This window comes from Rhodovibrio salinarum DSM 9154, from assembly GCF_000515255.1.
Classification (GTDB): Bacteria; Pseudomonadota; Alphaproteobacteria; order Kiloniellales; family Rhodovibrionaceae; genus Rhodovibrio; species Rhodovibrio salinarum.
Map to the genome: position 1 here is coordinate 2,496,848 of NZ_KI911559.1, position 26,593 is coordinate 2,523,440.

At 65.1% G+C, this 26,593-nt stretch carries 28 protein-coding genes and 1 tRNA gene; 11 read left to right on the top strand and 18 right to left on the bottom strand.

Going from position 1 to position 26,593, the window contains the following annotated elements; genetic code table 11:
• Positions 1-161 precede the first annotated feature (161 nt).
• The 3 genes from RHOSA_RS0111535 to RHOSA_RS0111545 are packed head-to-tail and all read right to left on the bottom strand — an operon-like array spanning position 162 to position 2,521.
• A complete protein-coding gene (locus RHOSA_RS0111535; protein WP_037256165.1) occupies positions 162-998 on the bottom strand; it encodes an ABC transporter substrate-binding protein in 837 nt (278 codons plus the stop codon).
• A 45-nt stretch (positions 999-1,043) separates the two neighbouring features.
• A complete protein-coding gene (locus RHOSA_RS0111540; protein ID WP_242468788.1) occupies positions 1,044-1,808 on the bottom strand; it encodes an ABC transporter ATP-binding protein in 765 nt (254 codons plus the stop codon).
• 8 nt (positions 1,809-1,816) lie between these two features.
• Positions 1,817-2,521, bottom strand: coding sequence for an ABC transporter permease (locus RHOSA_RS0111545; RefSeq protein WP_027288795.1), 705 nt, complete (start codon positions 2,519-2,521; stop codon positions 1,817-1,819).
• A gap of 237 nt (positions 2,522-2,758) precedes the next feature.
• On the opposite strand from RHOSA_RS0111545, the gene RHOSA_RS0111550 reads away from it, so the two are divergent.
• Positions 2,759-3,538 carry an enoyl-CoA hydratase/isomerase family protein gene (locus RHOSA_RS0111550; RefSeq protein WP_027288796.1) on the top strand — a complete coding sequence of 260 codons (780 nt, stop codon included), beginning with the start codon at positions 2,759-2,761 and terminating at the stop codon, positions 3,536-3,538.
• 3 nt (positions 3,539-3,541) lie between these two features.
• Here the strand turns inward: RHOSA_RS0111550 and RHOSA_RS0111555 are convergent, their stop codons facing one another.
• Both RHOSA_RS0111555 and RHOSA_RS22045 read right to left on the bottom strand, forming a co-directional pair.
• A complete protein-coding gene (locus tag RHOSA_RS0111555; protein ID WP_027288797.1) occupies positions 3,542-3,775 on the bottom strand; it encodes a hypothetical protein in 234 nt (77 codons plus the stop codon).
• 112 nt (positions 3,776-3,887) lie between these two features.
• The gene (locus tag RHOSA_RS22045; protein ID WP_037256168.1) at positions 3,888-4,340 is read right to left on the bottom strand and encodes a PaaI family thioesterase; all 453 of its coding nucleotides are present in this window, start codon (positions 4,338-4,340) and stop codon (positions 3,888-3,890) included.
• Between the two features lie 291 nt (positions 4,341-4,631).
• Here RHOSA_RS22045 and gatC point away from each other — a divergent pair, with 291 nt between their 5' ends.
• The 7 genes from gatC to RHOSA_RS22055 all read left to right on the top strand — a co-directional run bounded on the left by gatC (position 4,632) and on the right by RHOSA_RS22055 (position 11,373).
• Positions 4,632-4,919 carry an Asp-tRNA(Asn)/Glu-tRNA(Gln) amidotransferase subunit GatC gene (gene gatC, locus RHOSA_RS0111565; protein WP_027288798.1) on the top strand — a complete coding sequence of 96 codons (288 nt, stop codon included), beginning with the start codon at positions 4,632-4,634 and terminating at the stop codon, positions 4,917-4,919.
• Between the two features lie 19 nt (positions 4,920-4,938).
• Positions 4,939-6,435, top strand: a complete 1,497-nt coding sequence (gene gatA, locus RHOSA_RS0111570) for an Asp-tRNA(Asn)/Glu-tRNA(Gln) amidotransferase subunit GatA (RefSeq protein WP_027288799.1) — start codon at positions 4,939-4,941, stop codon at positions 6,433-6,435.
• A 7-nt stretch (positions 6,436-6,442) separates the two neighbouring features.
• The gene (gene gatB, locus RHOSA_RS0111575; protein WP_027288800.1) at positions 6,443-7,897 is read left to right on the top strand and encodes an Asp-tRNA(Asn)/Glu-tRNA(Gln) amidotransferase subunit GatB; all 1,455 of its coding nucleotides are present in this window, start codon (positions 6,443-6,445) and stop codon (positions 7,895-7,897) included.
• Positions 7,898-8,250: 353 nt separating this feature from the next.
• Positions 8,251-8,517: a hypothetical protein gene (locus RHOSA_RS22050; RefSeq protein WP_037256171.1), complete on the top strand. Its 267-nt coding sequence runs from the start codon at positions 8,251-8,253 to the stop codon at positions 8,515-8,517.
• A 276-nt stretch (positions 8,518-8,793) separates the two neighbouring features.
• On the top strand, positions 8,794-9,486 hold the full coding sequence (locus RHOSA_RS0111585; RefSeq protein ID WP_027288801.1) for a glutathione binding-like protein: 693 nt from the start codon (positions 8,794-8,796) through the stop codon (positions 9,484-9,486).
• 19 nt (positions 9,487-9,505) lie between these two features.
• Entirely contained in the window at positions 9,506-10,684 is a 1,179-nt protein-coding gene (locus tag RHOSA_RS0111590) for a trans-sulfuration enzyme family protein (RefSeq protein WP_051432072.1), read from the top strand.
• Between the two features lie 56 nt (positions 10,685-10,740).
• Positions 10,741-11,373, top strand: a complete 633-nt coding sequence (locus RHOSA_RS22055; protein WP_081728674.1) for a glutathione S-transferase N-terminal domain-containing protein — start codon at positions 10,741-10,743, stop codon at positions 11,371-11,373.
• A 115-nt stretch (positions 11,374-11,488) separates the two neighbouring features.
• On the opposite strand, the gene RHOSA_RS0111600 is transcribed toward RHOSA_RS22055, so the two are convergent.
• The gene (locus RHOSA_RS0111600) at positions 11,489-11,707 is read right to left on the bottom strand and encodes a hypothetical protein (protein WP_027288803.1); all 219 of its coding nucleotides are present in this window, start codon (positions 11,705-11,707) and stop codon (positions 11,489-11,491) included.
• Positions 11,708-11,999: 292 nt separating this feature from the next.
• Between RHOSA_RS0111600 and RHOSA_RS0111605 the strand changes: the two genes are divergently transcribed.
• Positions 12,000-12,092 (top strand) — tRNA-Ser (locus RHOSA_RS0111605).
• A gap of 346 nt (positions 12,093-12,438) precedes the next feature.
• Here RHOSA_RS0111605 and RHOSA_RS25155 read toward each other — a convergent pair.
• The 3 genes from RHOSA_RS25155 to RHOSA_RS0111615 all read right to left on the bottom strand — a co-directional run bounded on the left by RHOSA_RS25155 (position 12,439) and on the right by RHOSA_RS0111615 (position 14,758).
• Complete coding sequence (locus tag RHOSA_RS25155; protein ID WP_156092708.1) at positions 12,439-13,011, bottom strand: hypothetical protein; 573 nt, start codon at positions 13,009-13,011, stop codon at positions 12,439-12,441.
• 389 nt (positions 13,012-13,400) lie between these two features.
• Positions 13,401-14,129 carry a hypothetical protein gene (locus RHOSA_RS0111610; RefSeq protein ID WP_027288804.1) on the bottom strand — a complete coding sequence of 243 codons (729 nt, stop codon included), beginning with the start codon at positions 14,127-14,129 and terminating at the stop codon, positions 13,401-13,403.
• A 155-nt stretch (positions 14,130-14,284) separates the two neighbouring features.
• Positions 14,285-14,758, bottom strand: a complete 474-nt coding sequence (locus tag RHOSA_RS0111615) for a DUF4168 domain-containing protein (protein ID WP_027288805.1) — start codon at positions 14,756-14,758, stop codon at positions 14,285-14,287.
• A 387-nt stretch (positions 14,759-15,145) separates the two neighbouring features.
• Here RHOSA_RS0111615 and RHOSA_RS24260 point away from each other — a divergent pair, with 387 nt between their 5' ends.
• Together RHOSA_RS24260 and RHOSA_RS0111625 are read left to right on the top strand one after the other, a co-directional pair.
• Entirely contained in the window at positions 15,146-16,006 is an 861-nt protein-coding gene (locus RHOSA_RS24260) for a bactofilin family protein (RefSeq protein WP_051432073.1), read from the top strand.
• A gap of 19 nt (positions 16,007-16,025) precedes the next feature.
• On the top strand, positions 16,026-16,835 hold the full coding sequence (locus tag RHOSA_RS0111625) for an alpha/beta hydrolase (protein ID WP_051432074.1): 810 nt from the start codon (positions 16,026-16,028) through the stop codon (positions 16,833-16,835).
• A gap of 5 nt (positions 16,836-16,840) precedes the next feature.
• Here RHOSA_RS0111625 and RHOSA_RS0111630 read toward each other — a convergent pair whose 3' ends face one another.
• The 9 genes from RHOSA_RS0111630 to RHOSA_RS0111670 form a co-directional block, all read right to left on the bottom strand.
• The gene (locus RHOSA_RS0111630; RefSeq protein WP_027288807.1) at positions 16,841-18,475 is read right to left on the bottom strand and encodes an NTP transferase domain-containing protein; all 1,635 of its coding nucleotides are present in this window, start codon (positions 18,473-18,475) and stop codon (positions 16,841-16,843) included.
• On the bottom strand, positions 18,472-19,206 hold the full coding sequence (locus tag RHOSA_RS22065; protein ID WP_051432075.1) for an XdhC family protein: 735 nt from the start codon (positions 19,204-19,206) through the stop codon (positions 18,472-18,474). The genes RHOSA_RS0111630 and RHOSA_RS22065 overlap by 4 nt, the downstream gene beginning before the upstream one ends.
• The gene (locus RHOSA_RS0111640) at positions 19,203-19,547 is read right to left on the bottom strand and encodes an XdhC family protein (protein WP_051432076.1); all 345 of its coding nucleotides are present in this window, start codon (positions 19,545-19,547) and stop codon (positions 19,203-19,205) included. Before RHOSA_RS0111640 ends, RHOSA_RS22065 begins: the two co-directional genes overlap by 4 nt.
• Entirely contained in the window at positions 19,544-20,785 is a 1,242-nt protein-coding gene (locus RHOSA_RS0111645) for a vWA domain-containing protein (RefSeq protein ID WP_037256176.1), read from the bottom strand. The genes RHOSA_RS0111640 and RHOSA_RS0111645 overlap by 4 nt, the downstream gene beginning before the upstream one ends.
• A gap of 191 nt (positions 20,786-20,976) precedes the next feature.
• Complete coding sequence (locus RHOSA_RS0111650) at positions 20,977-21,906, bottom strand: AAA family ATPase (RefSeq protein ID WP_027288810.1); 930 nt, start codon at positions 21,904-21,906, stop codon at positions 20,977-20,979.
• Positions 21,907-22,034: 128 nt separating this feature from the next.
• The gene (locus RHOSA_RS0111655; RefSeq protein ID WP_051432077.1) at positions 22,035-22,388 is read right to left on the bottom strand and encodes a YdbL family probable chaperone protein; all 354 of its coding nucleotides are present in this window, start codon (positions 22,386-22,388) and stop codon (positions 22,035-22,037) included.
• 49 nt (positions 22,389-22,437) lie between these two features.
• On the bottom strand, positions 22,438-22,641 hold the full coding sequence (locus tag RHOSA_RS0111660) for a YnbE family lipoprotein (protein WP_244880635.1): 204 nt from the start codon (positions 22,639-22,641) through the stop codon (positions 22,438-22,440).
• Positions 22,642-22,748: 107 nt separating this feature from the next.
• On the bottom strand, positions 22,749-25,652 hold the full coding sequence (locus RHOSA_RS0111665) for an intermembrane phospholipid transport protein YdbH family protein (protein WP_027288813.1): 2,904 nt from the start codon (positions 25,650-25,652) through the stop codon (positions 22,749-22,751).
• 135 nt (positions 25,653-25,787) lie between these two features.
• The gene (locus tag RHOSA_RS0111670) at positions 25,788-26,582 is read right to left on the bottom strand and encodes an FAD binding domain-containing protein (protein WP_027288814.1); all 795 of its coding nucleotides are present in this window, start codon (positions 26,580-26,582) and stop codon (positions 25,788-25,790) included.
• Between the last annotated feature and the right edge of the window lie 11 nt (positions 26,583-26,593).

The window sequence follows — 26,593 nt, forward strand, 5'->3', positions numbered from 1 at the left end:
GCAGCATATGACTGCGTGCATCGCAGCAAGGCTGCGCATGAAACTGCGGCTGTGGCCTGATCAAAAAAAGCCCCGGCAGCCATAACGCAACGGCCACCGAGGCTAGGATCACCGGAGGTTGGGCCATCCGGCGAAGCACGTCGTCTTGTTCAGACGGGTGTCTAGTTCGCGTTCGGGAAGAAGGCCTGCTCGCCTTTCAGCCGGTAGTTGCCGATCGCCTGCTGGCCGTCGGCGGAAACCAGCCAGTCGACGAACGCCTGCGCCGGGCCTTCCTTGACGTCCGGGTGCTGCTCGGGGTCCAGCACCATGACGCCGTACTGGTTGAACAGGCGGGGGTCGCCCTCGACCAGGATGTCGTAGCCGTCCTTGTTCCCGAAGTTCAGCCAGGTGGCGCGGTCGGACATCGTGTAGGCGCCCATCTGCACGGCGGTGTTGAGCGTCTTGCCCATGCCGGAGCCGGTCTCGCGGTACCAGTCGCCGCTATCCTCCTGCGGGTTCACGTCGGTGGCCGACCAAAGGCCGAGCTCCTTCTTGTGGGTGCCGCTGTCATCCCCGCGCGAGGCGAACGGTTCCCCGGACTCCGCGATCTGGGTCAGCGCGTCGGTGACGCTGTCCATCTCGGAAATGCCGGCCGGATCGTCTTCCGGCCCAACGATCACGAAATCGTTGTACATGACGTCGAAGCGGCGCTTGCCGTGGCCGTCGGCGACGAACTTGTATTCGCTCGGGGTGTGGTGCACGAACAGAACATCGCCGTCGCCATTGCGGGCGTTGCGGATCGCCTGGCCGGTGCCGACCGCGACCACGCGCACATCGATGCCGGTCATGTTCTCGAACTTCGGCAGCAGGTACTCGAACAGACCAGAAGCCTCGGTCGAGGTGGTCGACTGCACGATGATGAAACGGTCGTCCTGCGCCTGCGTGCTGTCAATCGGTTGCGCCACGATGGCGAGCGCGACCGCCCCCAGGACGATGCCGAGACGCTTGAACAGGGTCATTTGAGGTTTGCCTCCCACTCCTTATGCGCCGGAAACCGGCACGGTTTACAGAACGAGGTCGCCGGACAGGAATGCCCGGGCCTGCGCACTCTGCGGTTGGTCGAAAAAGGTTTGAGCCGGGCTGCGCTCGATCAGGTGGCCGCGATGCAGAAACACCACTTCGTCCGCCAGCCGGCGGGCCTGGCCCAGGTCGTGCGTGGTCAGCACGATCTTGGTGCCCCGGTTCTTGATCTCCGCGACCATGCGCTCGACGGCGTGGGCGCCGGCGGGATCCAGGTTCGCCGTGGGCTCGTCGAGGAACAGCACTTCGGGCCGCGTTGCCCAGGCGCGGGCCAGGGCCAGACGCTGCTGCTCGCCACCCGACAGCACGCGCGCCGGCCGACGAGCCAGCTGGTACAATCCGGCGTCGGCCAAGGCTTCGGCGGCCCGCTGCCGGCGTTGGCTACGCGGCAGGCCATGGACCTTGAGCGCATAGACCACGTTCGCGATCACCGAGCGGCGCAGCAGCACGGGCTTTTGGAACACCATGGCCTGTTGGCGGCGCACCGTCCGGTCTGGTGCCCGGCCGTTCCATCGCACCGTGCCCGCACTTGGCGTCAACAGCCCGTGCAACAGGCGCAGTAGCAGGCTCTTCCCTGCGCCGTTTGGCCCCATGATCGCCGTCGTGCCGGTGCGGTCGAGTGCGAGGTCGATGCCATCGAGCAGCTTCTGCCCGCCCGCTTGAAAGGTGAGTCCCTGCACGGTCGCCGGCCGGATGCTATCGGCTGGCTGATTCCGGTGTGCCTGCCGCTGGGCGGTACCGTGCATCATCGCGGCCCTCACCAGTTCGCCTGCGCGCTTAAGCCCCGCAGGCTCATCACGGCGGCGTTCACCAGAACGGCGAGCAAGATCAGGATGATGCCCAGCCCGAGCGCGAGCTCCAGGTTGCCCTTGGAAGTCTCGAGCGCGATCGTGGTCGTCATCACCCGGGTGACGTGGTTGATGTTGCCGCCGACGATGATCACCGCGCCGACTTCCGCGATCGCCCGGCCGAACCCTGCAAGCAGGCCAGTGAACAGGCTGTAGCGCCCGTCCCACAGCAGCGTCGCGGTGGCCTGCACGGGCCCGACCGACAGCGAACGGAACTGCTCGGCGTATTCGGCATGCAGGTCTTCCACCGTTTGCCGGGTCAGGGCGGCGATGATCGGGGTCACCAGAACGGTTTGCGCGATCACCATCGCGCTCGGCGTGAACAGCAGCCCCAGATCGCCGAGCGGTCCGGCGCGCGAGAGCAGCAGGTAGATCACCAGGCCCGCAACCACCGGGGGCAGCCCCATGAAGGCATTGAGCACAACAACCACGGCCTGCCGGGCAGGAAAGCGCGCCACGCCGAGCGCCGCGCCGATCGGCAGGCCGATCACGGCCGCGCACAGAACCGCACTCAGACTGATCTGGAGGGAGAGCGCCACGATCTCCACCAGTTCCGAGTCCAGCCCGACGATCAGCTTGAAAGCGGCCAGAAAGGCCGCGGCAAAGTTATCCATGACGGGCGCGCAGGCCCCCTCCCAGACCCCATTAAATCGCTTCGAGTGTGTCTGGACCTGTCACTGTTTTCAATGGACTGACTAAAACGGAATTAGAACATATTGAAACATCTATACGCAGATCGTGTGTCGCATTCGGACACTTGCGACGGAGTGGGAAATCAGCGATGGATCGAACATCCCGCCGATGCGCGGTCCGTCGCGCCCATTGCTGGTGGCATAGACCCTGGGGACCCCATGGCCGATGAAATCCTGCTGACCCACGAAGACGCCATCGCGACCGTGACGCTGAACCGCCCGGAACGGCGCAACGCCTGCAACCTTGCCATGTGGCGGGAACTCCATCGGGTGATGACGGAGGTCAGTGCGGACGACAACCTGCGTTGCATCGTCGTACGGGGTGCAGGCGCAGAGGCATTCGGCGCCGGTGCCGATATGTCGGAATTCGAGGCCGAGCGCTTTTCGGCCGAACAGGCACGCAGCTACAATGCCGTGATGGCGCCGGCGATCTACGCCCTGCGCGATTGTCCGCATCCCACCGTCGCACTGGTACAGGGCGCCTGCATGGGCGGCGGCCTGGAAATGGCGCTCTTCTGCGACCTGCGGATCGCGGGAGATGGCGCCAAATTCGGTATCCCGATCAACCGGATCGGGCATGGCTTGCCCCTACCGGAGCTGTCGGAACTGGTGAGCCTGGTCGGTCGACCGGCCGCGCTGGAACTGTTGCTGGAGGGCCGAATCTGGGCGGCCGACCAAGCGCGCGAGCGTGGCCTGGTGACACGTGTGGTGCCGGACACGGAAGTCGAAGACGAGGCCTATGCCACGGCCGCGCGGATCGCCAAAGGCGCGCCGATCGCCGCACGCCTGCACAAGCGCATGGCCCGGCGGGTCGCCCAACCCGAAGCGCTCACGGCCGACGAGTTGGACGCCCCGTTCCAGACCTGCGACACGGCGGATTACAAAACCGGCGTGCGCGCCTTCCTGAACAAGGAAAAGCCGAACTTCCGCGGCGCGTAGTGGCTAGATCTCCTCGTCGCCCAATCCCGGCTGGTCGAGGATGTCGCACAGGCGCTTGACCTTCGGACTGCGTGCCTCATGCAGCCCGGGTGTGTCGTTGCTGTTGACCCATTGATAGGCGGCAACCAGTTCACTGACCGTGGCCTTGGTCGCCACAACCTCGGCCGCGCGCGCGTCATCAAGCTGGCCGACGATCCGCTGGACGTCGTGCGCGGTGACCGGGCGGTCGCTGCTCATCGCTGTGCCTCCTGATGCCTGGGGAGGGAGCCGACCAAGGTTGCCGGCTCCGTATCTCTATATGCGCACGCCAAAGTAGGTGTACGCCCGCAGCCGTTGAAGAGGGACGGGATCAGGTGCCAGGCAGTTGATCGACCGCCACCCCGGCGGGATCACCGCTGCCAGGGGTGTATTTGAACACCCCGTCGCCGCGCCCGATCAAGGTGCCGTCGTCGGCGTGGACGGTGCAGTCAGCGAAGAAGACCGACTTGCCACCCCCGGTCTGGCGTGCCCGGGCGACCAAACGCTGGCCGGCCTGCGCCGGGGCCAGGAACTGCGTATTCAACTGCAGCGTCATTGCCCGGCGCGCCCGGCCCGGGCTGTCGCAGAAGCAGCCCGAATAGCCGCAGGCGGTATCGATCAGGGTCGTCAGCACGCCACCATGCAGGATACCGCTGCGGTTCAGATGGTCGGCTACGACACCCAGCTCGACCGCGGCTTGCTGCCAGGACCAGTCGGCGATGCGGTAGCCGACCAGGGCGGCGAAGCCCTGGGCCGGGGTGAGGGGATCGTTGGAATCGGTCATGACGCGTGAACGTGCCGAGGCACGTGGGCGCTGTCCAGCGTCGGCCCCATGAAGGCGTTCCGATTCATCGAGGCGTGAAGCCAGAAGAGCCACCTTCGCACGCGCACAATCGCCGCGCTGCCGGCGCCTTGCGAGCCCCCGGGGCCGGTGCTAGGTTCCGGTCGGTTTCGCGCGTCGGAAGGTGTGGTTTTCCCGCATCATTCAGCGCGCCGTTCTCACGCCAATCGAGCCGGCAACGCGCGGATGCGACTAAGCGTTTGCGCGCGCGGCACAGTCTCAAGGGAAGGTGGCATGGCGGTCGACAAGGATACCGTCGCCCAGATCGCAAAACTCGCCCGCATCAAGGTCGACGATGCGCAGCAGGAAGCGCTCACCAAGGAGCTGTCCAACATCCTGGGCTGGGTCGACGAACTGGGCGAGCTGGACACCGAGGGCGTGCAACCGATGACCAGTGTCGTCGAGGTGCAGCACAGCCTGCGCAAGGACGTCGTCAACGATGGCGACCGCCAGGACGACATCCTGAAGAACGCGCCCGAGTCCAAGCAGGGCTACTTCGTCGTGCCCCGCGTCGTCGAATAACACGAGTATCGAAATACCAATGGCCGATACCCCGAGCCGCCCGAACGAAATGACCCTGAGCGCCGCGCGTGACGCGCTGGCCGGGGGCGAGATCTCCGCCAAGGAGTTGACGGACGCCCTTGTCCAGGCCGTGGAAAGCGTCCGCCCGCTCAACGCCTATATAACCGAGACCCCGGACCACGCCCGGAAAATGGCGGAGGCCGCCGATGCCCGCCGCGCCAAGGGCGAAAGTCGCGGCCCGCTCGATGGCGTGCCGATCGGGATCAAGGACCTGTTCTGCACCCAGGACGTCCTGACCACCGCCGGCAGCCGTATCCTGGACGACTTCAAGCCGCCCTATGAATCGACCGTCACCAGCAAGCTCTGGGACGCCGGCGCCGTCATGCTGGGCAAGACCAACCTGGACCAGTTCGCCATGGGGTCGTCGAACGAGACCAGCTACTACGGCTCGGCCGAGAACCCCTGGCGGCGCGCGGGCGACAATCGCCCGCTGGTCCCCGGCGGCTCTTCCGGTGGCTCGGCCAGCGCGGTCGCCGCGCGCGCCGCGCTGGGCGCGACCGGCACGGATACCGGCGGATCGATCCGTCAGCCGGCGGCGCTCACCGGGATCACCGGCCTGAAGCCGACCTACGGCCGCTGCTCGCGCTACGGCATCGTGGCGTTCGCCAGCTCGCTCGACCAGGCCGGCCCGATGGCGCGCACGGTGCGCGACTGCGCGCTCCTGCTAGGCGGTATGGCCGGCTACGACGACAAGGACGGCACGTCCGTCGACACGCCGGTGCCGGACTACGAGGCGGCGCTAACCGGCGACATCCGCGGCCTCAAGGTCGGCATCCCCAAGGAATACCGCGTCGAGGGCATGCCCAAGGAGATCGAGGACCTGTGGCAGCAGGGGCTCGACTGGCTGCGCGACGCTGGTGCGGAGCCGGTGGAGATCTCCCTGCCGCGCACGCATTACGCGTTGCCGACCTACTACATCATCGCCCCGGCGGAGGCGTCGTCGAACCTGGCACGCTACGACGGCGTGCGCTTCGGCCTGCGCGAGCAGCCGGGCAAGTCGCTCGATGAGATGTACGAGGCGACCCGCGCCGCCGGCTTCGGCGACGAGGTCAAGCGCCGGGTCCTGATCGGCACCTACGTGCTCTCGGCTGGCTATTACGACGCCTACTACAACAAGGCGCGCAAGGTCCGCACCCTGATCGCCCAGGACTTCGCCGAAGCCTACAAGCAGTGCGACGTGATCCTGGCGCCGACCAGCCCGAACGCGGCCTTCGGCGTGGGTGAGCTGACCGACGACCCGATCAGCATGTACCTGAACGACGTCTTCACCGTGCCGGCCAGCCTCGCCGGACTGCCGGCGCTCTCGGTGCCGGCGGGTCTGGACGGCCAGGGCCTGCCGCTCGGCTTGCAGCTGATCGGCCGCGCCTTCGACGAGGAAACCGTGCTGCGCGCCGGCGAGGTGATGGAAAAGGCAGCGAACTTCACGGCCGAGCCGGCCTTCGTGGCGGGGAGATAAGCGAGATATGGCGGACTATCGTCTCCAGGGCGACACGGGAGAGTGGGAGGTCGTCTGCGGCCTCGAGATCCACGCCCAGATCATCTCCAAGAGCAAGCTGTTCTCCGCGGCCGCGACCGAGTTCGGGGCGGAGCCGAACAGTCAGGTTTCGCCCGTCGATGCGGGCATGCCCGGCATGTTGCCGCGGGTGAACGAGTTCTGCGTCGAACAGGCGGTCAAAACCGGGCTCGGTCTGCGCGCGGAAATCAATCGCTGGAGCGCGTTCGAGCGCAAGAACTACTTCTACGCCGACCTGCCGCAGGGCTATCAGATCAGCCAGTACCTGCATCCGCTGGTGGGCGAGGGGACTGTCTACCTCGACATGCCCGACGGCTCGACCGTGCCGGTCGGCATCGAGCGCCTGCATATGGAGCAGGACGCCGGCAAGTCGTTGCACGACCAGGAGCCGGGCAAGACCTATATTGACCTCAACCGCTCCGGCGTCGGGCTGATGGAGATCGTCTCCAAACCCGACATCCGAAGCCCCGAGCAGGCCGGCGCCTACGTCAACAAGCTGCGCTCGATCCTGCGCTACCTCGACACCTGCGACGGTAACATGGCCGAGGGGTCGATGCGCTGTGACATCAACGTCTCGGTCCGCAAGCCGGGCGGCGAGCTGGGCACGCGCTGCGAGCTCAAGAACGTCAACTCCGTGCGCTTCATCATGCAGGCGATCGAGGCGGAGGCGACCCGTCAGATCGAGATCCTTGAAGACGGCGGCGAGATCGAACAGCAGACCCGCCTGTACGATCCCGACAAGCGCGAAACCCGCGCCCTGCGCGGCAAGGAGCATGCGCACGACTACCGCTACTTCCCCGATCCCGACATCCTGCCGCTGATCGTCGAGAACGACTGGGTCGAGCGGATCAAGGCGTCGATGCCCGAGCTCCCGGACGAGAAGAAGCAGCGTTTCATCAACGACTACGGTCTCAGCGCCTACGATGCCGGCGTGCTGGTCGCCGAAAAGGACTACGCCGACTTCTTCGAGACGCTGGCCGAGGGCCGCGACGCCAAATTGGCCGCCAACTGGTTCACCGGCGATTTCTTCGGTGCGCTCAACAAGGCGGGGCTCGACCTCGATGAGTCCCCGGTCGACAGTGCCAAGCTGGGCGAGCTGCTCGACCTGATCGCCGACGAAACGATCTCCGGGCGGATCGCCAAAGACGTCTTCGAGGAGATGTGGGAAACCGGCAAGCCGGCCGGCCAGATCGTCGAAGAGAAGGGCCTGAAGCAGATCACCGACACCTCCGAGCTCGAGGGTATCGTCGACAAGATCGTCGCCGACAACCCCGAGCAGGTCGCCCAGGTCCGGGAAGGCAACCAGAAGGTTAAGGGCTGGTTCGTCGGTCAGGTGATGAAGGCCACCGGCGGCAAGGCCAATCCCAAGCTGGTCAACGAAATCTTGGCGAAGAAGCTAGGGTAGGGGGCGCCGATGGGCGCCCCCACGCCTCAGGAGCTCGATCTGCCCCTTCACGCAGGCTTGCGGCTGAGCGGCCTGAGCTGAACATTTTGTTTTTAAAGCATAAAACAAGACCATAGCTACTGAGCGAACGCCAAAGACGTCGTCTCCAAGCACGCAGCAAGTGCTCAGATCTGACGATCACCGCTTCCAGGCGTTTTTTTCTTTTTCCACCGACGCGCGCCGACACCCCTTGCGTCCCTGTCGCGCTGGCCGTAGATTCAAACCTGACCTTTACGGTCTGATTTAATTTCCAGAGTTTGGAGTCCGCCAGGACGGGTTTATCGTCCTGGGATCGCAAGCCGCAGGATCGAGAAATGACGCGCGAGAAAGACAGCACGACGTTGGGTGAAGGGGGCAAGACCGCCCGAGACATCCAGTGCGAAAAGCTCGACCCGAATTTGCCCTGCAACTGCCGCGAGGCGGTCTGCCGGGCGTATCGGGAAATGGTGGCCCGCGGGGCAAGCCACGTGGACGCGCACCAAGTGGCGGCGCGCGTCTATCGCCACCACCACCCCAACCAGCCGGCCGCCCAGGTCAACCGACTGGTGACCCGGTTGGTCGAGCCCGCACCGCTTCACTAGCTCCCGGCTTCACGGCTCACGCGCCAAGGCCGAGGCGACGATCTGTAAAAAAGTCGCGATCGGTCGGAAGAGGGTTCGCTCTCACTTAAATATTAGAATTTCTCCAATTCAAAAGACTGTTGACCGCCCGCGCGCCCTGTCGCGGGTTTTTGATTTTCCGCCCTCCCGTTCCCACGTGCTATCCAGTCGGCAACGTCGCCTTCGTTGTCCGAACGGACATCCCACCCCGCGTGCTGCGCCGATTGAAGGCGCGCAAAAACAGGGAGTACCCGCGGCATGATCGAGCTCTATTCCTGGCCAACGCCGAACGGCCATAAGGTCCACATCATGCTGGAGGAAACGGGCCTGGAGTACGAGGTCCACCCGATCGATATCGGCAATGGCGACCAGTTCGATCCAGAGTTCCTGAAGATCTCGCCGAACAACAAGATGCCGGCGATCGTCGACCGCAATGGGCCGGAGGGCCACCCGCTGCCGCTGTTCGAAAGTGGCGCGATCCTGATGTACCTGGCCGAGAAGACCGGCTACTTCCTGCCCAGCGAGCCGACCAAGCGTTACCGCACGCTGCAGTGGTTGATGTGGCAGATGGGTGGCCTCGGCCCGATGGCCGGGCAGGCGCACCACTTCCGGCAGTACGCCCCCGAGCGCATCCAGTACGCCTATGATCGCTACACCAACGAAACCAAACGCCTTTACGGCGTGATGGAGCGCCGGCTGGGCGAGGCGCCCTATCTCGCGGGCGAGCACTACACGATCGCCGACATCGCGGCCTTCCCTTGGACTCGTTCCGCGGAGAAGCAGGGCATTGAGATCGAGGACTTCCCGAACGTGCAGGCCTGGCGGGACAAGATCGCCGACCGGCCGGCCGTGCAGCGTGGGCTGGAGGTCCTGGCCGACCGGCGCAAGGAAGGCTTCGACGACAAGGCGCGCGAGCTGTTGTTCGGCGCCAGCCAGTATCAGCAGCGCTAGCGCAGGGCCCTGTCAGACAATGGCGAAGAAGGACAAAGCCGCCAAGAAGCGCGCCAAGAAGGCGCCGCACCCCGCCACCCTGGCCGCGCAGACGCTGGAGGGCGTCAGCCCGCGTGACGGTGCGGTCGTTCCCGACGTGCGGCCCTCGACCACCTATGCCCGCGACGCCGACAACGGCTTGATCGGGGACGCAGTCTACGCCCGCGATGCCTCGCCCAGCGTGCGCCCGGCCGAACGCCTGCTGGCCGAGCTGGAGGGCGGCGAGGCCGCGCTGCTGTTCGCCTCCGGCATGGCCGGCGCGGCGGCGGTGTTCCAGGCCCTCAGGCCCGGCGACCATGTGATCGCGCCGAAGGTCATGTACTGGTCGCTGCGCAACTGGCTGGTCCAGTTCTGCGCGGACTGGGGCCTCAAGCTCGACCTCGTCGAGGCCAGTGATCCCGAGGCGATCGAGGCCGCCGTGCGGCCGGGCGAGACGGCGCTGGTCTGGATCGAGACGCCGTGCAACCCGACCTGGGATGTGATCGACATCGCGAGTGCCGCCGACGTCGCCCACGCGGCGGGCGCATTGCTGGCGGTCGATTCCACCGTGGCCACACCGGTGCACACCCGCCCGCTCGAGTTCGGCGCCGACTTGGTGTTCCACGCGGCCACCAAATCGCTGAACGGCCACAGCGACGTCGTCGCCGGCGCGCTGGTCACCGACGACCCCGAAGCCGAAATCTGGCAGCGCATTCGCGCTAACCGCGCCAATGTCGGCGCGATCCTGGGCCCGTTCGAGGCGTGGCTGCTGCTGCGCGGCATGCGCACGCTCTACTTGCGGGTCCCGCGCGCGAGCCAGAACGCCATGGCGATTGCCCGGCACTTCGATGGCCATCCGAAGGTCGCAAACGTGCTCTACCCCGGTTTGGAAGGCCATCCAGGCCACGGGATCGCGGCCCTGCAGATGACCGATGGCTTTGGCGCCATGCTGTCGCTGCGCATCCAGGGCGGACGCAAGAGCGCGCTCAAGGTGCTGGGGGCCTGCAACCGGTTCCTCCGCGCGACCTCGCTGGGCGGGGTCGAGAGCCTGATCGAGCACCGCGCGACCATCGAGGGGGACCGCAGCCCGGTTCCGGACGACCTGCTGCGTCTCTCCATCGGCATCGAAGAGGTGCAGGACCTGATCGCCGACTTGGAGCAGGCGCTCGACCACGCCTGAACGCGGCCGCGCCCCGGCCGCAAATCCATTCCGCAGACCGTTAGAAGGGGGATGGCTTGACCATCGATCTCTACACCTTCGGCACACCCAACGGACATAAGGTGTCGATCCTGCTGGAAGAGCTCGGTCTGGATTACACCGTGCACAAGGTGGACATCTCGAAGGACGAGCAGTTCGACCCCGAGTTCCTGAAGATCAGCCCGAACAACAAGATCCCTGCGATCGTCGACCAGGAAGGGCCGGAAGGCCGGCCGATGCCGCTGTTCGAGACCGGCGCGATCCTGATGTATCTGGCCGAGAAGACCGGACAGTTCTGGCCGCGCGAGCCGGAGCCCTATTGGCGCACGGTCGAATGGCTGATGTGGCAGATGGGCGGCTTCGGCCCGATGCTGGGACAGGCCAATCACTTCAACAAGCTGGCCAAGGAAACCGTGTCCTACGGCCAGCAACGCTATACCAACGAAGCGCGACGCCTCTACGGCGTGCTCGACAAGCGCCTGGGCGAGGTGCCGTATGTCGCCGGTCAGAGCTATACGATCGCCGACATCGCTACCTGGCCGTGGGCGCGGTTCCACACCTGGCACGGCGTGGAGCTCTCCGAGTTCCCCAACATCCAACGCTGGTACGACGAGATCGCCGCGCGCCCCGCGGTTCAACGCGGGCTGAACGTGCCGAAGCAAGAAGAGTAGGGCAGGCGGGCGCGTGCGGGGGCCTTCGCGCCGGCCCGCAACGCGCCCGGCCATGGCCGCCGCGCCCGTCGGATTTGGATATGCCGGAAATCCAGGCGCGCCGATAGCGCGGTGTTTAGCCGACAGCGACGCGCTGGCTACTTGGCGCCTGCGCCACCTGCTGCGGGCGACCCGCCGCCCGGCCAGCCGCGTCGCAAACCTCCCGCAATTCCTCGCGCGCGCTCTGCAACGCTTTCAATTCCCGCCGGTCGTCGCGGTCCCAGACCTCGAGGCAGCTCAGCTTGATCTCCACGAGGTCGATCAACGTCTCGATCGTCGGCTTGGAGAGGGTCATGGCTGGCGTTCCCATCCCTGTAGTGCGGGCGGCCCATCGCGGCCGCGAGGTCGGTATGAAAACGCGTTAAAGGTTAACGCCAGGTTGCCCGCGTTAACCAGACTCCACCCAGACTCCAGATCGAGCATGTGCGCGCACACCTCGCGTCGATATGCCCTTGAGCCGACAGATCACGGTTCCGGCGATCATGTGCTTCGGGCGCGTTGACAACCCCGCCGGCCGGTCGCTAGAAGGCGTATGCGTCACAGTCGCGGCGGTGTTTCAAGGCCGCACGGTGACCGCGACAATCTGTGGAGAGGTGGCCGAGTGGTCGAAGGCGCTCCCCTGCTAAGGGAGTGTACGGGTAATCCCCGTACCGTGGGTTCGAATCCCACCCTCTCCGCCAACTACCCCACATGGGCGTATCTTACTGAAATCGTCTAATTTTTCAGAGGATGCCCCGTGGATAACCCACAGGTTTGCTTATTTGCTCGTTCGCGGCGAAAAGGAAGACGTACCTAGGTGAGAGAAGTCCCGATGGTAGATTATCAATGGGGTCGCGGAGTCGCTGAGGCCGCTCAGGCAACGGACAAGGCCTTGGACCAAACGCAAGGATTGGGGCGTTTCCCCCTTACTCTACGGCAGGGCGTGGGGCTACAGGCAGGGGCGTGGGTGGGTGCCTGGTGCAACAGCCTCCCGCAACACTCAGCTCGAACGCGCGGAACACTGCGACGCTCCGCTAGCTGTCGTATCTAATGCGACCGAAATAAGCTTTCTACGACTTCAATGCCAGTTGTGGCTCCTAGAAAACCCGCGCCCATGGCTGCAATTTCCGTCAGAACAGCAGTTATCCGTAATGCGTTTAAGAAAAAATTGCGATAATATACACGTCTAAGTATTTTTTCTTTTTTAGAAACTGCCTGCTCTAGCTCAAAATGGTCGTCAGTAAAACGTTCAACGGGAAATCCGTCCTTGAATTCTTGTATATGCAGGAGTCTTTTCGCGCGCAGATTGTTCTCGCTTGACCTGAATGAATAAGATACAGCGAGGAAAAGTAGGCCTGCGAAAAAGTATTTTAGGCTGTGTAAGGCGCCAGCTACATTTTCAGCGTCCGGCCCGATACTGGCTAGAAAGGAAAGAGCTGCAACTAACCCTCCCGCATTTAGCAAGAAAAACAATTGTATCTGCGCTTTTTCCCAATAATTATATTCATCAACGTAATAGTTGCGAAGCACATTCAAATCGTATGGTTCTTTTTCAAATGCAGCGTATAGTTTAAGAATCTCCTGTTTTGTCTGTTCAGACTTGGCGTTTTCGTCAGACATTATCGGAAGCGCATTTCTGTGATTTCGTGGAACGCTGCTATGGCTGGAGTAAGATTTTAACAATCCATGTGGTGGTTTAGCCATGCTTTGATGAGCGAACGTGTGCACCGGCGCTGGGGTCACGGTAACCAAATGTGTTGCTTTGCAGGTAGATAGCATGCCGATCGGCGTTCAGACCACACGCCGATCAACAGATTGGTTTCGCAAAATGTATCAATTCTTGCGAGCTAACCATGCTTAGGATACACCCAAGACTGGCGGTCACATGGCGAAATATTTTGGCTTCTCCACGAGCGCAACCAACACCAGATCGCGAGAGGCGACGGCAGGTAGCGGTCCTGTAGAGGCAGGATGAGGCCGTCGCGCGGATCGCGGGGCGCGCGCCGGTGTTAGATGCAACTCTCCAACAGCATGCGGGTGACCTGGGCCTTGTCTTTGAAGCCCAGGCTGCGGCTGGTACCCAGGACGATCGAGCGCAGCAGCATACGCTCGCCCTGAAAGGGTACGAGGTCGAGCGCGAGCGGGGTGCCGTTGAGCCGGGTCCAGAGCGCCCCGTCGGGCTCCACGCGCACCTTGTGCGGCGGGCTCGTCTTCGGAATTTCGGCCATTTCCAGGCAGGCGGCGAGCGTGGCGTAGTTGATGCCAAGGTCGTCCACGCCGCGGCGGAGCACCACCGGCTTGGCGAACCGCGCCGCGTAATCCTTGGCATAGGTCGCGTGGACCTGCGTGCTCTCCACCGGGATGCGGGCCAGGCGCATCCGGGTCAGGCGACGCAATGCCTCTTCGACATAGAGCGTCCCGACCAGCTGGAGATCGCTGTCCTGCAGCGTCCGGCCGCGATCGATCGCTTCTTCGATCGTTGCAACGGGCGCGTCCCCGCCGCGGCCGAGCAGCGCATCGACGTCGGCGAGGTAGCTGCGCACCGATTGCGCGGCATTCTCAAGCGGCAGCGGCGTGCCCGTATCGCCGTGCATCACCGTGACCGGGCCAGTGTCGGTGTGCGTATAGAGCGGCGTCGGCGCGGGCTCCCCGGCAGCCTCGGCGGCTTCTGGTAGCGCGACAGCGGCGAGCAGCACAGCGGTCGCAAGCGGCCGCACGGATCGGGTCAAACGGGTCATGTCGAAGAGGCTAGCACGCCCACGGGCTTTGGCGAGTAGCCACACAGGTCGCGAGGGGCGCCGCTCAGACCGACATCCTGTTCGATCCCAACATGAAAAAGCCGTGCGGAGGCGGGCTCCGCACGGCTTCAAAGGCACTTTTCCAGCCGGAACCGTTACTGGCTTCCGCCCTGGTCGGTCTCACCCTGACCGCCGCGCTTCTTTTGCATCTTGGTCTTCACGATGCTGGACAGCTCGTTGGCGAGCTCTTCGTCCTGCTGCGCGGCCTTGGCGATCTGGCGATATTCCTTCACCGAGATGTTCTCGGTGTTCTGGATGGTCGTGCGCATCTCGCCGGTGGCCTGCTCGGCCAGGCTCTGGGCCTTCTCCTTGTCGCCGCCCTGCTGGGCCTGGCGGATCTTGGGCGTCCAGGCGCGCCGGACCTCCGAGATCTTCACGGCAGCGTCGGCGAAGGCGTCCAGCTTTTCGTCCGAGAAGTCCGGGGTGGGGGCCTGCTGTTGGCTCTGCTGCTGGCCCTGGTTGGCGTTCTTGCTGCCGTCGGCCGCGACAGCGGGCGTGGTGCCGACGGTGGCGCCAATCATGGCGAAGCTGAAGGCCAGAGCGGCGAGGCGCGAAACGCGGATGCTCATCTGTGGCTCTCCGGATGTTGTGGAGATGGTAAGGTATGATCGGTCGCGAGCTCGTTCCACGCGACAGCGTCGGATGTTGCGGGTAACAGCCGGGGCGCGCCGCGTAAAGCGAGGCGCCGCGAGCCATGGGTGTCGACGCTGTGTCGGGGATTGGGCGGTTACGTTGACGTGCCGGACGTGCGAGCGTACGCGTATAGCCGCGACGGGGCGGCATCCGGGCGCGCGAGGGCCACGCGTACGGCGCCATAAGATCGCCACAGCTTTGCCGTACGCAGACAAACCCCTGGTCTAATAGGCTGCCGAAAGTCTGGCTGAACGACGATTCCCGGGTGTTTCGGCCAGCCATGCCTTGAAGCCAGCTATGCCTTGAAGGAGGTCGCAGTGCCCTTGACGTCTTCGATCCCGCACATCGCCCGAGGCCCCGCCGATCGGCCGGGCGGCGATGGCAGCAACGGGCCGGGCGGACCGCAAGCGCAGCGCCCGCTGGTTCCAGGCATTCCCTCCCGCCGGGTCGATCCGAGCGGGGTGGTTACGCAGCAGAACCGTCACTTGCGTCCAGGTCAGCAACAGGGGCCGCGCGGCGCGGTCGCCGAAGAGGGCGAACTCGTCGTTGGCCACGGCATCACGGTCAGGGGCGGAATCCATAACTGCCACCGGCTCGTGGTCCACGGAACGGTGCAGGCGACCGTACCTTGTGACTCGCTAGAAATCGGTCCTGACGGGGTGTTCGAGGGCCGCTCGGAGGTCAAGGACGCCACGATCGCCGGCCGGTTCGACGGGGATCTGCTGGTCGATGGGGCACTGACCGTCGCGCCGGGCGGCTTGGTCAAGGGGCGGGTCCGCTACCGGTCGCTGCGCGTCGAGTCCGGTGGCCATCTCTCCGCCGACATCGATCACATCGACACGGCTCCGCAGCTTGAGGCCGAGCCCCAAATCACGGCGGACTCCGAAACGCCAGTGGACCAGCCGGAATCGCAAGCAAATGGGGCGTCGGAGTCCGAACCGGCGACAGATACCTCCGAAATCGAGCGGCACGAGACCCTGGGGGTGCCACCGGCATTCAGCGATCTGACCGGGCTCAACGGAACGCCTGAGGGCCCGGAAGACACGGCGAGTGACGGCAACGCGCCCTCCGCGAAAGAAGCGGGCGCCGCACCTGCAGACGAGACGGCATCCGAGGATACAGACGAGGACGCCGAGCGCTTCTACCGCTCGCTGACCCGCTCGAACAGCAGCGCCCGCGTCTAATAAGACCGCGGGCGTCGGCGTGCCCCTGTTGCTGAAGCTGCTACTCGCAGGCTTGGTTGGCTACAGCCTGCTGGTCGCGGTGCTCTACACCCAACAACGCCAGATTCTCTTCAAGCCGAACCGCACAGCACCCGACCGGCCGACGGATGCGCCGTCCGGCTTCTTGGAAATCACCACCGAAACGGCCGATGGTCTGACCCTGCGGCATTGGTATGTGCCGCCGCCATTAGACGCGCGCGGCGTGGTTGTCGTACTTCACGGCAACGCCGGCAACCGCGCCGGGGCTTACGAGAAGTTTCGTCCGATCCACGACTGGGGCTACGGACTGTTGCTGGCCGACTATCGCGGCTACGGCGGCAACCCGGGCACCCCCAGTGAGACAGGGTTGATCGCGGACGGCCGTGCCGTGCTGGCGTGGCTGGCCGGGCAGGGCGTGCCGGGAGCGCAGATCGTCCTCTACGGCGAATCGCTGGGCAGCGGCGTTGCGACCGCCTTGTCTGCGGAACAAGCTGTCGGCGGCGTGGTGCTGGAAGCGCCCTTCACCAGCATCGCCGAACTGGCACAGCAGCAGTACTGGTATGTGCCGGCCCGCCAACTGGTGCGCGACCGGTTCGACAACCGCGCGCGCATCGGTGACGTCGGGGCACCGATCCTGATTCTGCACGGAGAGCAGGACTCAACGATCCCGATCGACCACGGCGCCGCCCTGACAACCCGCGCCGGCGATAATGCTCAGTTGATCCGCTTTGACGACGGGACCCATCTGAACATTTGGCAGATCGGCGCGGACACTCAGGTTCGCGCGTTCCTGAAGCAGGTGTTGGGGTAGGGGATTCAATCCGGACTGCCAGATCTGTACGCCTCCAAGGCGTCTGGCGTGTCCAGATCGGTGAAGGCATGGGGGCTTTCCACCAGCACGACCTGATCCGGGTAGGCCTGCAGGATCGGTTTGGCCCCGACGTCGCCCTCGATCTCGCGAATTTCAGGAAAAAAACGACGCGCCAACAGGACCGGGTTGCCGCGCCGGCCATGCACACTGGCGGCCACGATGGCCGCGCCGCCGTCGGGATCGAACGCCTCGATCAGGCGGTCGATCGTGGCGGCATCGACCCCTGGCATATCGCCCAACAGCACGACCACGCCATCGATATCGCGTGGCAAGGCGGACAGGCCAGCGCGCAGCGAGCTCGCCATACCGGTTTGGTAGGCCGGATTGTACACCGTCTGAACCGCCCGACCTTGCAGCAGCCTGGCGACTTCCGCCTGTGCATGACCGGTGACAACCATCACGGGTGCGGCGTGCGCCCCCTCGGCCGCATCGACCGCATGTAGCAGCAGCGGCTGGCCGTCGACCTCCGCCAACAGCTTGTTACGCCCGCCCATCCGGCTGGACTGACCGGCGGCAAGCACCAGGGCAGCGATCCGCGGAGGGACGTCGCCCTGCGGTGCCCGTTCCGGCGCAGCCGCCGCGCGGGGCAGGGGCCGGGTCGGAATCTCCTTCAACAGACCGCCGGCGCCCATACGCATGATATCGGTCCCCGTGACTTCCAGCCCGGCCATCAGCCGCCAGAGGACCCAGTCGTTGCCGCCAACCCTGGGCGAACGGGCGGAGCCTGGCAGCGCCAGCACGGGGATGCCGCCCAACTCCGCCAGGACCAGCAACTGCCCTGGATCGACCGGCATGCCGTAATGGCGAACCCGACCGCCTGCGGCCTCGATCCCCGCCGGGATCACGTCGCGTCGGTCCGTGGTCGCGCTGGCGCCCAGGATCAGGACCAGTTCAACGCCCTGGGCGCGCAGCTCGTTCAGTGCACGCGCGACGCTGTCAGTGTCGTGGTGCGCGCGCTGCTCCGCAACCAAACGGCCATGCAGTCCTTCGACCCGCGCCGTAATGGCCTCTGTCGTCTTTTCCAGCACCTTGTCGCGGGTGCCGGGGAGGGTGGTCTGCACCAGGCCACAGCTGCGCGGGCGGAAGGGCGCAACCCGGATCAACGGCACCCCGCCGGCATGCGCGGCCGTGGCGGCGGCATCCGCGGTCTTCTCCGGTACGCCGAGCGGGATCACCTTGACGGTCGCGATCAACTGGCCGCGCTCGACCCGGTCGTAGGGATGGACGGCCGCGAGCGTGATTGCCTCGGCGACCAGGTTGACCGCGTCCAATCGCGCGCGGTCGAACACGGCGACGCCATCGGCTTCGGCGAACAGATTGACGCGCCCGGTCGCCGCCGTTCCCAAAGTCACGTGGTCGCCCGCGCAGGCTTCGGCGACGCGCAAAGCCCCGGTATCCTCGTCCAGATCGTCAGGTTCGAGCCGCGCGGCAACGACCGTGGCAATCGCGGCGTCCTGCAACGCGCGAACATGCTCGGCCGTCAGCCGGGTCCCCTTCTTGAAAGTGCGATCGCCTACCTGCTGGCTATGCGCCAGGATCGCGCCCTCGGCATCGCGGACGGGGATATTGGCGAAGATCATCCGGCGGTGGCGGGCTGCTGGTCTTTCACCAGTGGGGTCGCGCCATGCAGGACCTGGGTCATCTGCGCCATCGCGGCGAGCGCGATTTCCGCCGGCGCGCGGCCGCCCAACGGCAGGCCGAGCGGACCATGGATGCGTCCCAGCTGCGCCTTGGAAAAGCCTTCCTGGGTCAACCGTTCCAGCCGCTTCGCGTGCGTGCGCGTGGAGCCGAGTGCGCCGATATAAAAGCAGGGACTGTTCAACGCCTCGACGAGCGCGGGATCGTCCAATTTGGGATCGTGGGTCAGGGTAATCACCGCCGTCCGCCGGTCCGGGTCGAGCGCCTTCAAGGCGTCGTCCGGCCAGTCGTGGCGCAAGGCAACCGATGGAAAGCGGCTGTCGGTTGCGAACGCACGGCGCGGATCGACCACCGTCACCTCGTAGTCGGCCAGCCGGGCCATCGGCGCCAGCTTCTGGGCGATGTGCACCGCGCCCACGATGATCAGGCGCAGCGGTGGATTGAAGACCTCGACAAACAGATGAGCGTTCGGCTCCGGCAGCCGGCCGGGGCGGTCGTAGCGGATCGCGTTGTCGATCGCGTGCAGGACCGGCGTGGACAGCAGCAACTCGCCGGCGACGAGGTCGCCATCGTCGATCAGCGCTTCCTCGCCGCCTTCCAAGTCGGTGACCAGCGCAACCGGGCGCTTGGCGGCGCGGGCTTCCTGCAACCGGCGCAGAACCGCGCGCTTCATTCCATCTTCTCCACATAGACGTGGACCGTGCCGCCGCAGGCGAGTCCAACTTCCCAGGCCTGCTCGTCGGACACACCGAACTCCAGCGTCTGCGGCTTACCGCTCTGCATCGTCTGCTTGGCGGCGTCGACCACCGCGCCTTCGATGCAGCCCCCGGAGACGGAGCCCATCATGTTGCCGTTGGAATCCACGATCATCTGACTGCCGGTCGGCCGGGGAGATGAGCCCCAGGTGGACACCACGGTCGCGCGCGCGACCGTGCGGCCCGCGTCCAGCCAGCTCAGCGCGGTCTGCAGTTCGTCATCTTGCGGCAGGCCGACTTGGTCAGCCGAACCGCTCATGCCTCGACCATCTCCTGCCATCGGTTCAATCCCTCCTGCTGCACACCGGCCGGTTTGGCGAGCGCCTGGGCCAGATCTTCCAGGCTCTCCAGATTGTGCACGGCCCGGAAGGCGTCGACGTACGGCATGATCGCCTTCGCTCCCATAGATTTTGGCTGATAGCCGCCGTACCGCAAGAGCGGGTTGAGCCAGATCAGCTGCCGGCACGACTTGTGCAGCCGCTCGACCGCGCGCGCGAGGCCCTCGGCGTTGTCGCGGTCCAAGCCATCGGTGATCAGCAGCACCGTGGCGCCTTGCCCGAGGACACGGCGCGACCAGACGCGGTTGAAGCTCTCCAGGCAAGCGCCGATACGGGTCCCGCCTTCCCAGTCGGTGACCTCTTCGCCGACCTTCTCCAGCGCCTTGTCGACGTCCTTGTGGCGCAGGTAATGGGTGATGTTGGTCAGGCGCGTACCGAACACGAAGGACTGCACCCGGTCGCGATCGCTGGTCACGGCGTGCATGAAGTGCAGCACCATGCGCGAATACTGCGCCATCGATCCCGAGATGTCGCAAATCAGCACCAGCGGCGGCGGGCGCTTGGTCTGTTGCTTCCACTGGATCGGGATGTCGCCGGACCCCGAGCGCAGGGCCGCGCGCATCGTCCGGCGCATGTCCGCGCGTCCGGGCGTACGGGCCGCGCGATAGCGGCGCGTGCGCAGCAGATCGAGGGGCAGTTCCAGATCGCGAATGGCCCGCTTGGCCTGCTCCATTTCCGCGTTCGACATCTGCTCGAAGTCCTTGGTGCGCAACACATCCTGCTGCGACCAGGTGAGCGTGGCATCCAGCTCCAGCTCTTCCTTCTCGGTCTCCTGCTGTTCGCCGGGGGCTTGCTGCATCGCTTCCTGCAGCCGCCGCTTGACCCGTTCGCGCTTCTCTTCCTCGTCGGCGGCCACCTGGAACTCGGGCAGGAGCATCTGCATCACCCGGTCCAGGATCTTCGGATTGCGCCAGAACAGGTGAAAGGCCTGATCGAACAGGGCAATCTGGTCACGCCGCGTGACGAACACGGCGTGCAGCGTCCAATAAAGATCGTCGCGCCGCTCGATCCCGACCGTCTGCACCGCACGCAGGGCCTCCAGCACCTTGCCGGGACCGACGGGCAAGCCAGCAGCGCGCAACGTGCGAGCGAACAGCGTCAGGTTCTCGACCAGCCGACCATCGCCTGCGTGACTTTCGGGCGCTATCGCGTCTGTCATCCGCGTTTCCTGGTCTAGTGCGGGCTCTTGCCGAACACATGCGCTGGTTGGCTATTGCGCATGCCCCGAAATGGCCCTTCGGGCCCGATCAGGATGAAGTCGACGATAATTCAAAAACAGTAACTTCAGCCGAAAAGCGGCCGCCAAGCGACCGCTCGAATCGCGATTGCCAGGCGCCTGAGGCGCGCGCTTCACAGGCTGCGCCGGGCGGCCTCGGTATGCATTTCCTGCTTGATCTGGTCTAGAATCTGCCGCGCTTCGCTACCTTCGATCTTGGCGATATCATCCTGATATTTCAGCAGAACGCCCAAGGTGTCGTCGATCGCCTGCGGCTCCAGGGCGACCTTGTCGAGCTGCGTCAGCGCGTCGGCCCAGTCCAGCGTTTCCGCCACCCCCGGGACCTTGAACAGATCGATCTCACGGAGCTTTTGGACGAAGCGCACGACCTGCTGGCTTAGCTCGTCGGCGGCGTTCGGCGCCTTGACCCGGAGAATCTCCAGTTCGCGCTCGTACGTCGGATAGTCGACCCAGTGGTAATAGCAGCGCCGCTTGAGCGCGTCGTGGATCTCGCGCGTGCGGTTGGAGGTGATTACCACGATCGGCGGTTTCGGCGCCTTGACCGTGCCCAGTTCCGGGATGGTCACTTGGAAGTCGGACAGAACCTCCAGCAGGAAGGCCTCGAACGGCTCGTCGGTGCGGTCGAGCTCGTCGATCAGCAACACTGGGGGGCCATTCACATCTTCACGCAGCGCCTTCAGGATCGGCCGCTCGATCAGGAACTGCTCGGAGAAGATGTCGGCGGACAGTTGCTCGCGGTCGCGGTCGCCGGCGGCTTCCGACATGCGGATTTCGACCATCTGCCGGGCGTAATTCCATTCATAGACCGCCGACGCGACGTCCAGCCCTTCATAGCATTGCAGGCGCACCAAGCTCCGTCCCAGCGTCTCCGCCAGGACCTTGGCGATCTCGGTTTTGCCGGTGCCAGCCTCGCCCTCCAGGAACAGCGGCCGGCCAAGCGATAGCGACAGGTAGAGAACAGTCGACAGACTGCGGTCGGCGACGTAGCGGCCGTCGGACAGCAACTGCTGGGTTGCATCGACGCTTGTCGGCAGAGCGGCCATGCGGTTCGCGGCTCCCGTGATCGTCATGCGCAAAGGCGGATCAGTAATCTGCGGACACCATGCGTCGGCGCGACGCAACTCTCGCTCTTAGGCGTGCTAGCAGACGACCCACCCCCCGACAAGCGCGTCTACTTCCGGACGTAACTGCCGTCCGACTTCTTGAAGTAGGTCCCGACCGGCGCCTTCTCCAGGATCTTAGGCGCGTAGACCTTACCAACGGACTCAGGCGTGACGCCCTGCTGTTGGGCACGCTTCTCATAGACCTGACGGCGTTCCGCGTTGATCCGCTCAACGACCTGCTGGGCTTCAGCCGGGGGGGTGCCGACACGGACTTCGACGTAGCCGTCCCACCGCTCGGCGATCACGCCATCGGCGCGCAATTCATCCAGGGACGCAGCCTCGGCCGGTGTACTCGCGCCGAAGCTCACTAGGGCGAGGAACAGGCAGGCGAGGGCAGTCAGAAGGGTGCGGCGTGCGAACATGAACGGCGGCTCTCCAAAGCGCATATCGGGACCTAAGATGTTGGCGTATCTAGAAGATATCCGGATTCTCCTGGATGTCTTCCTCCGCCTTCTCCTCCAGCTTCACCCGGACCTCGGCGTCGAGCTTGACGTTGAGGTTGATGGTGATCGGCTTGTCCGGCGCTTCCACCTTCACTGTGGGTTGGCAGGCCGTGACAAGAAGGACCAGTGCGAGCAGCGGCGCGGCAGACATCTGGATCCCGGAAATGCGCACGAGTCTATACCTCCAAATTCGCATGCAATTATGCTCTCAAATAAAAGCGACGTCGGCAAGAGCCTACGCGCGGCGTCCCGAACGACCAAGCAGGAACCGCCAGCATGCTATTGGATCTCGATCGTTTCGGCGCCGCGGTTTTCAAGAGCCCGTTGGAGGAGATCGGTGGTCAGGGTTTGACCTTTCTGAAGAGCTTGCAAGATCGGGTTCAAGTCACCTGTTAGATTGATGTTGAACTTGAAGGGATAGCCGTCGAGCACATCGGGGTTACGGCCCTGCATCGTGATTCCTAGGACCGGATTCCCCCCAGCCGGCTGGGTCACGGTAAGTGAGAGCAGGTCGTAGCGGAAATCCTTGAGCGCGCGGACCATCAGCTGCACCGACTCGCCCTGGCTGGCGAGCGCATCCTGTGCGGCGCCGAACGTCACCCGGATGCGGCCCGTATCCACCGCGGCGAGCTTGCCCTGTTCGATCTGGAAGCCATCGGGCCCCCAATGCAGCGGAATGTCCCCGGCAAGCGTGCCCTCGGCGCTCAACCCATCGACCTCCAGCAGACCGACCAGTTGGCTCATCGACAGGTCGCGGACCTGGACGTTCAGGCGGTTGTCATCCCCCCATGGCCGCAAGGTCGCATCACGCACGAACACCTCGCCCTCAGCCAGGGTCCCATCTGCGCGGGCGAGGTGGATCACAGGGTCACCCTCCTCGCTGTCGACGTCGAAGAGGATCTCGACCCCTTCGAGCGGCACGCCGGCGGTCACGCTGTCCGCGGTCAGACGTTGGTTTGCGGACGTATCGGTCGGGGTCAGGCTGTCGAAGAACACGGTGCCCGAGAGCCCGGCAACCGTGGCGACAGCCGTTGTGAAGCTGAGGTCGGTCAGGGCCACCGTGGCGGTGTCGGTTAGACCGGCCGGTGTCCAGGACAGGGCGCCGCGCACGCCGAACTCGCCCTCGACATTGCGCACCTGCGCGCCGAGCCAGGGGGAAATGCGACCCGGCTGCACCCCACCGGGGACAAAGCTGGCATTGAAAGGCCCAATGGTGGCCTCGCCATTACGAGCATCTGCGTCGGTGCGGGCACTGAAGGGCAGGGTGATGTCCGTGCCCTTCACGATCTGTTGGCCCACCACGCGCCAGCCTTGGTCGTCGGTGGCGTGCAACTGCATCCACAGCAAGCTGGGCTTGAGCACTGCGGGGGTCGCATCGTGGGTCAGGTGGCCCAGAGTGATCAGTGCGACCGGATTGCCATAACTCTGCTTGAACTCCGCCGAGACCTCGCGCGCTTGGATCTGGAGGTCCGGAACGGTCAAGCGCCCGCCGTCGAAAGCGATACGCGCCTTGAGCGGCTGCAGGCTTTCCAGGGCCAGATCGAGCGGACCGGGCGTCAGACTGGTCCGCAGATTGTCAGCCTCCTGGCGCAACAGGGTGGCATTTAGCGTTCCCGGATCGGCTTTCACCTGCGCCTGCAACCGGCCGCTGGCGGCGGTTGCTTGGAGATCGGTGAACGTCAATGTGACCGGCGTGTCGACCTTGACCGGGCTGGTGTCGGGCAGTTCCGGAATCGTCAACGTGGCGGGGGCGGACAGGCCCACGCGGGTCCCCGCCAACGTGGCACGCACGGCAAGCGGCGCGGTCAGCCGCATGTCATTGATCCGCCTGCCAGACTGAGCGACCGACAGACCGTCGGCATCCAACGTGCCGTCCAGCGTGAGCCCGCCAGGCTTGATCGTGGCCTGCCCATTGAAGGCGAACGCATCCAAGCGGTGCGGGCCATAGGCAAGGTCGCGGCCTTGCGCGTCCAGCAAATCGACGCGCGCCACCTGCAAGCCAAACCCGCGATCGAGCGTTCCGTTGGCGGCAGCCCGCACGCGCAGCTCGGGCGTGTTGCCATCCTCCGCCCCGCTGCCAGCCTGTACGCTCGCCCGGCCGTTCCAACGCCAAACGGCCGTATCGTCTGCGGCCATCTCCTGTATGGCGTGCAACTCGACGAGTTCGTGTCCCCCGGACCAGGGAGAGAGGGTGAGCTGTCTGAATTCCCCGACCTGCGCCGCTGCGTCCGCCGGCAAACCAAGTGCCGCCAGCCGGTCGCCTTCCAGTGTGTCGGCCTGGACCTTGAGCGGATCGAGCAGCCGAACCACCAGGGAGCCATCGGAAGCCGCGAGATGCAGGGTCGTGCCCGCCTGAACGCCAGTTGCCAGATCCGGCAGATCCAGATCGGCCACGGATAGCTCCAGGTTCAGGCGGGAACTTGGTCGAATCAGGTTTTGCAGGGTCAGCGCACTGCCTGGTGTCGGAAACTGCAACTCGCCGGTCAGGGCAAAGTCGGCGTGGCCCGCCGTGGGTCGGTGCGGCACGTCGTCAGGCCATGGCAGCCGGGCGAGGGCGCTTTTTCCAGTCACTTTTAGGAAAACGTGCGGATCCAACTGCAGTTGCCGGGCATCCAGACTAAGATCGGCGGTGGTGTGCGGCGTACGGGCCCGGCCACGCAGGGTGCCACGCATCTCCCCATCGCGACGGCCGATGCGCCCGGCCAGGGAAAGCTGCACGACCGACCGGGCACCCCGCACGTCGACCGCCGCGTTGCGCAGAAGCACGGTCGGTAAACCATCGGGCACACGCGGTGTCGTAGATGGGCCGGTCTCCGCCGATTTACCGTTGGAGACTAAGCCAAGCACGCCGCCCATCGGTTGCTCGGCCGTCAGATCGACCGTCACGCGTGGCCCGTCAATCTCGATCCGGCCGATGCGTCCGTCGATCAAGGAGGCGGGGGTAAAGGCGACGGCGATCCGCGCGGCCTTAGGCGCGCCAGGGCCAAGGTCAATGTCGGTCAACTCCAACCGCTCGGTGGTCAGAGTTGCAACGGTAAGTTCGGCGTTGGGAAAGCCGCGTTGCGCCAGCAGTTGACGCGCCACCGCTTCGGCAACCTCCGCCCGGGCGAGCAGAAGCCCAGCCGCAAGCACGACGAGGAGCGTAACAACCGACAGAGGCAGCCAGAGCAGCCAGCGGCGCATGAGAGACGGCTTTGTCGTGACGATGGAATGCGACTAACGCGGGAGCATGGCGCGCCTATGGCGGGAAAGCAAACGGCCGGCCCCGCAGATGATGCGCGGGACCGGCCATCAAGTTCATCGTTCAGGTCGGGATAATCAGCCTGCAGCCTGAACGGCGCGCTTCGCCATCACGGTGACCAGATGCGCCCGGTAGTCCGCACTGGCGTGCAGGTCGCTGTTAAGCTCGTCTGCGGAGACCTTGATGTCCTTGATCGCGTCCGGCGACCAGTTGGCGCTGAGCGCCTGTTCCATCTCCGGCATGCGGAAGGCGCAGGGGCCGGCGCCCGTGATGGCCACCCGCACGCCGCCATCGGTCTGGGCCACGAAAGCGCCGACGATGGCATAGCGCGACGCCGGATTGTGGAACTTGGCGTAGGCGCTTTTCTGCGGAACCGGGAAAGCAACCTCCTTGATCAACTCGCCCTCTTCGAGCGCCGTCTCGAACAGGCCCTGGAAGAAGTCATCTCCCGGAATCTCCCGCTTGTTGGTCCGCACGGTCGCCCCCAGGCCAAGCACGGCGCCCGGATAGTCCGAGGCGGGGTCATTGTTGGCCAGCGAGCCGCCGATCGTCCCACGGTTGCGCACCTGCGGGTCGCCGATCGCCCCAGCCAAGTTGGCGAGGCCGGGGATCTTCGCCTGCACCGTCTTGTCGTTGGCGACCATGTCATGCGGCGTCATGGCACCAACGACGATCTGGCCGCCTTCCTCCCGGATGCCTTTGAGGTCGGCGATGCCGGACAGGTCAACAAGCTGCGAGGGCGCAGCCAGACGCTGCTTCATCGTGGGCAGCAGGGTCTGGCCGCCGGCGAGCAGCGACGCCTCATCGTCTTGAGCGAGAATTTGCGCCGCCTCGTCCAGACTGCTCGGCCGGTGATAGTCGAACTGATACATGGCGTCTTTCG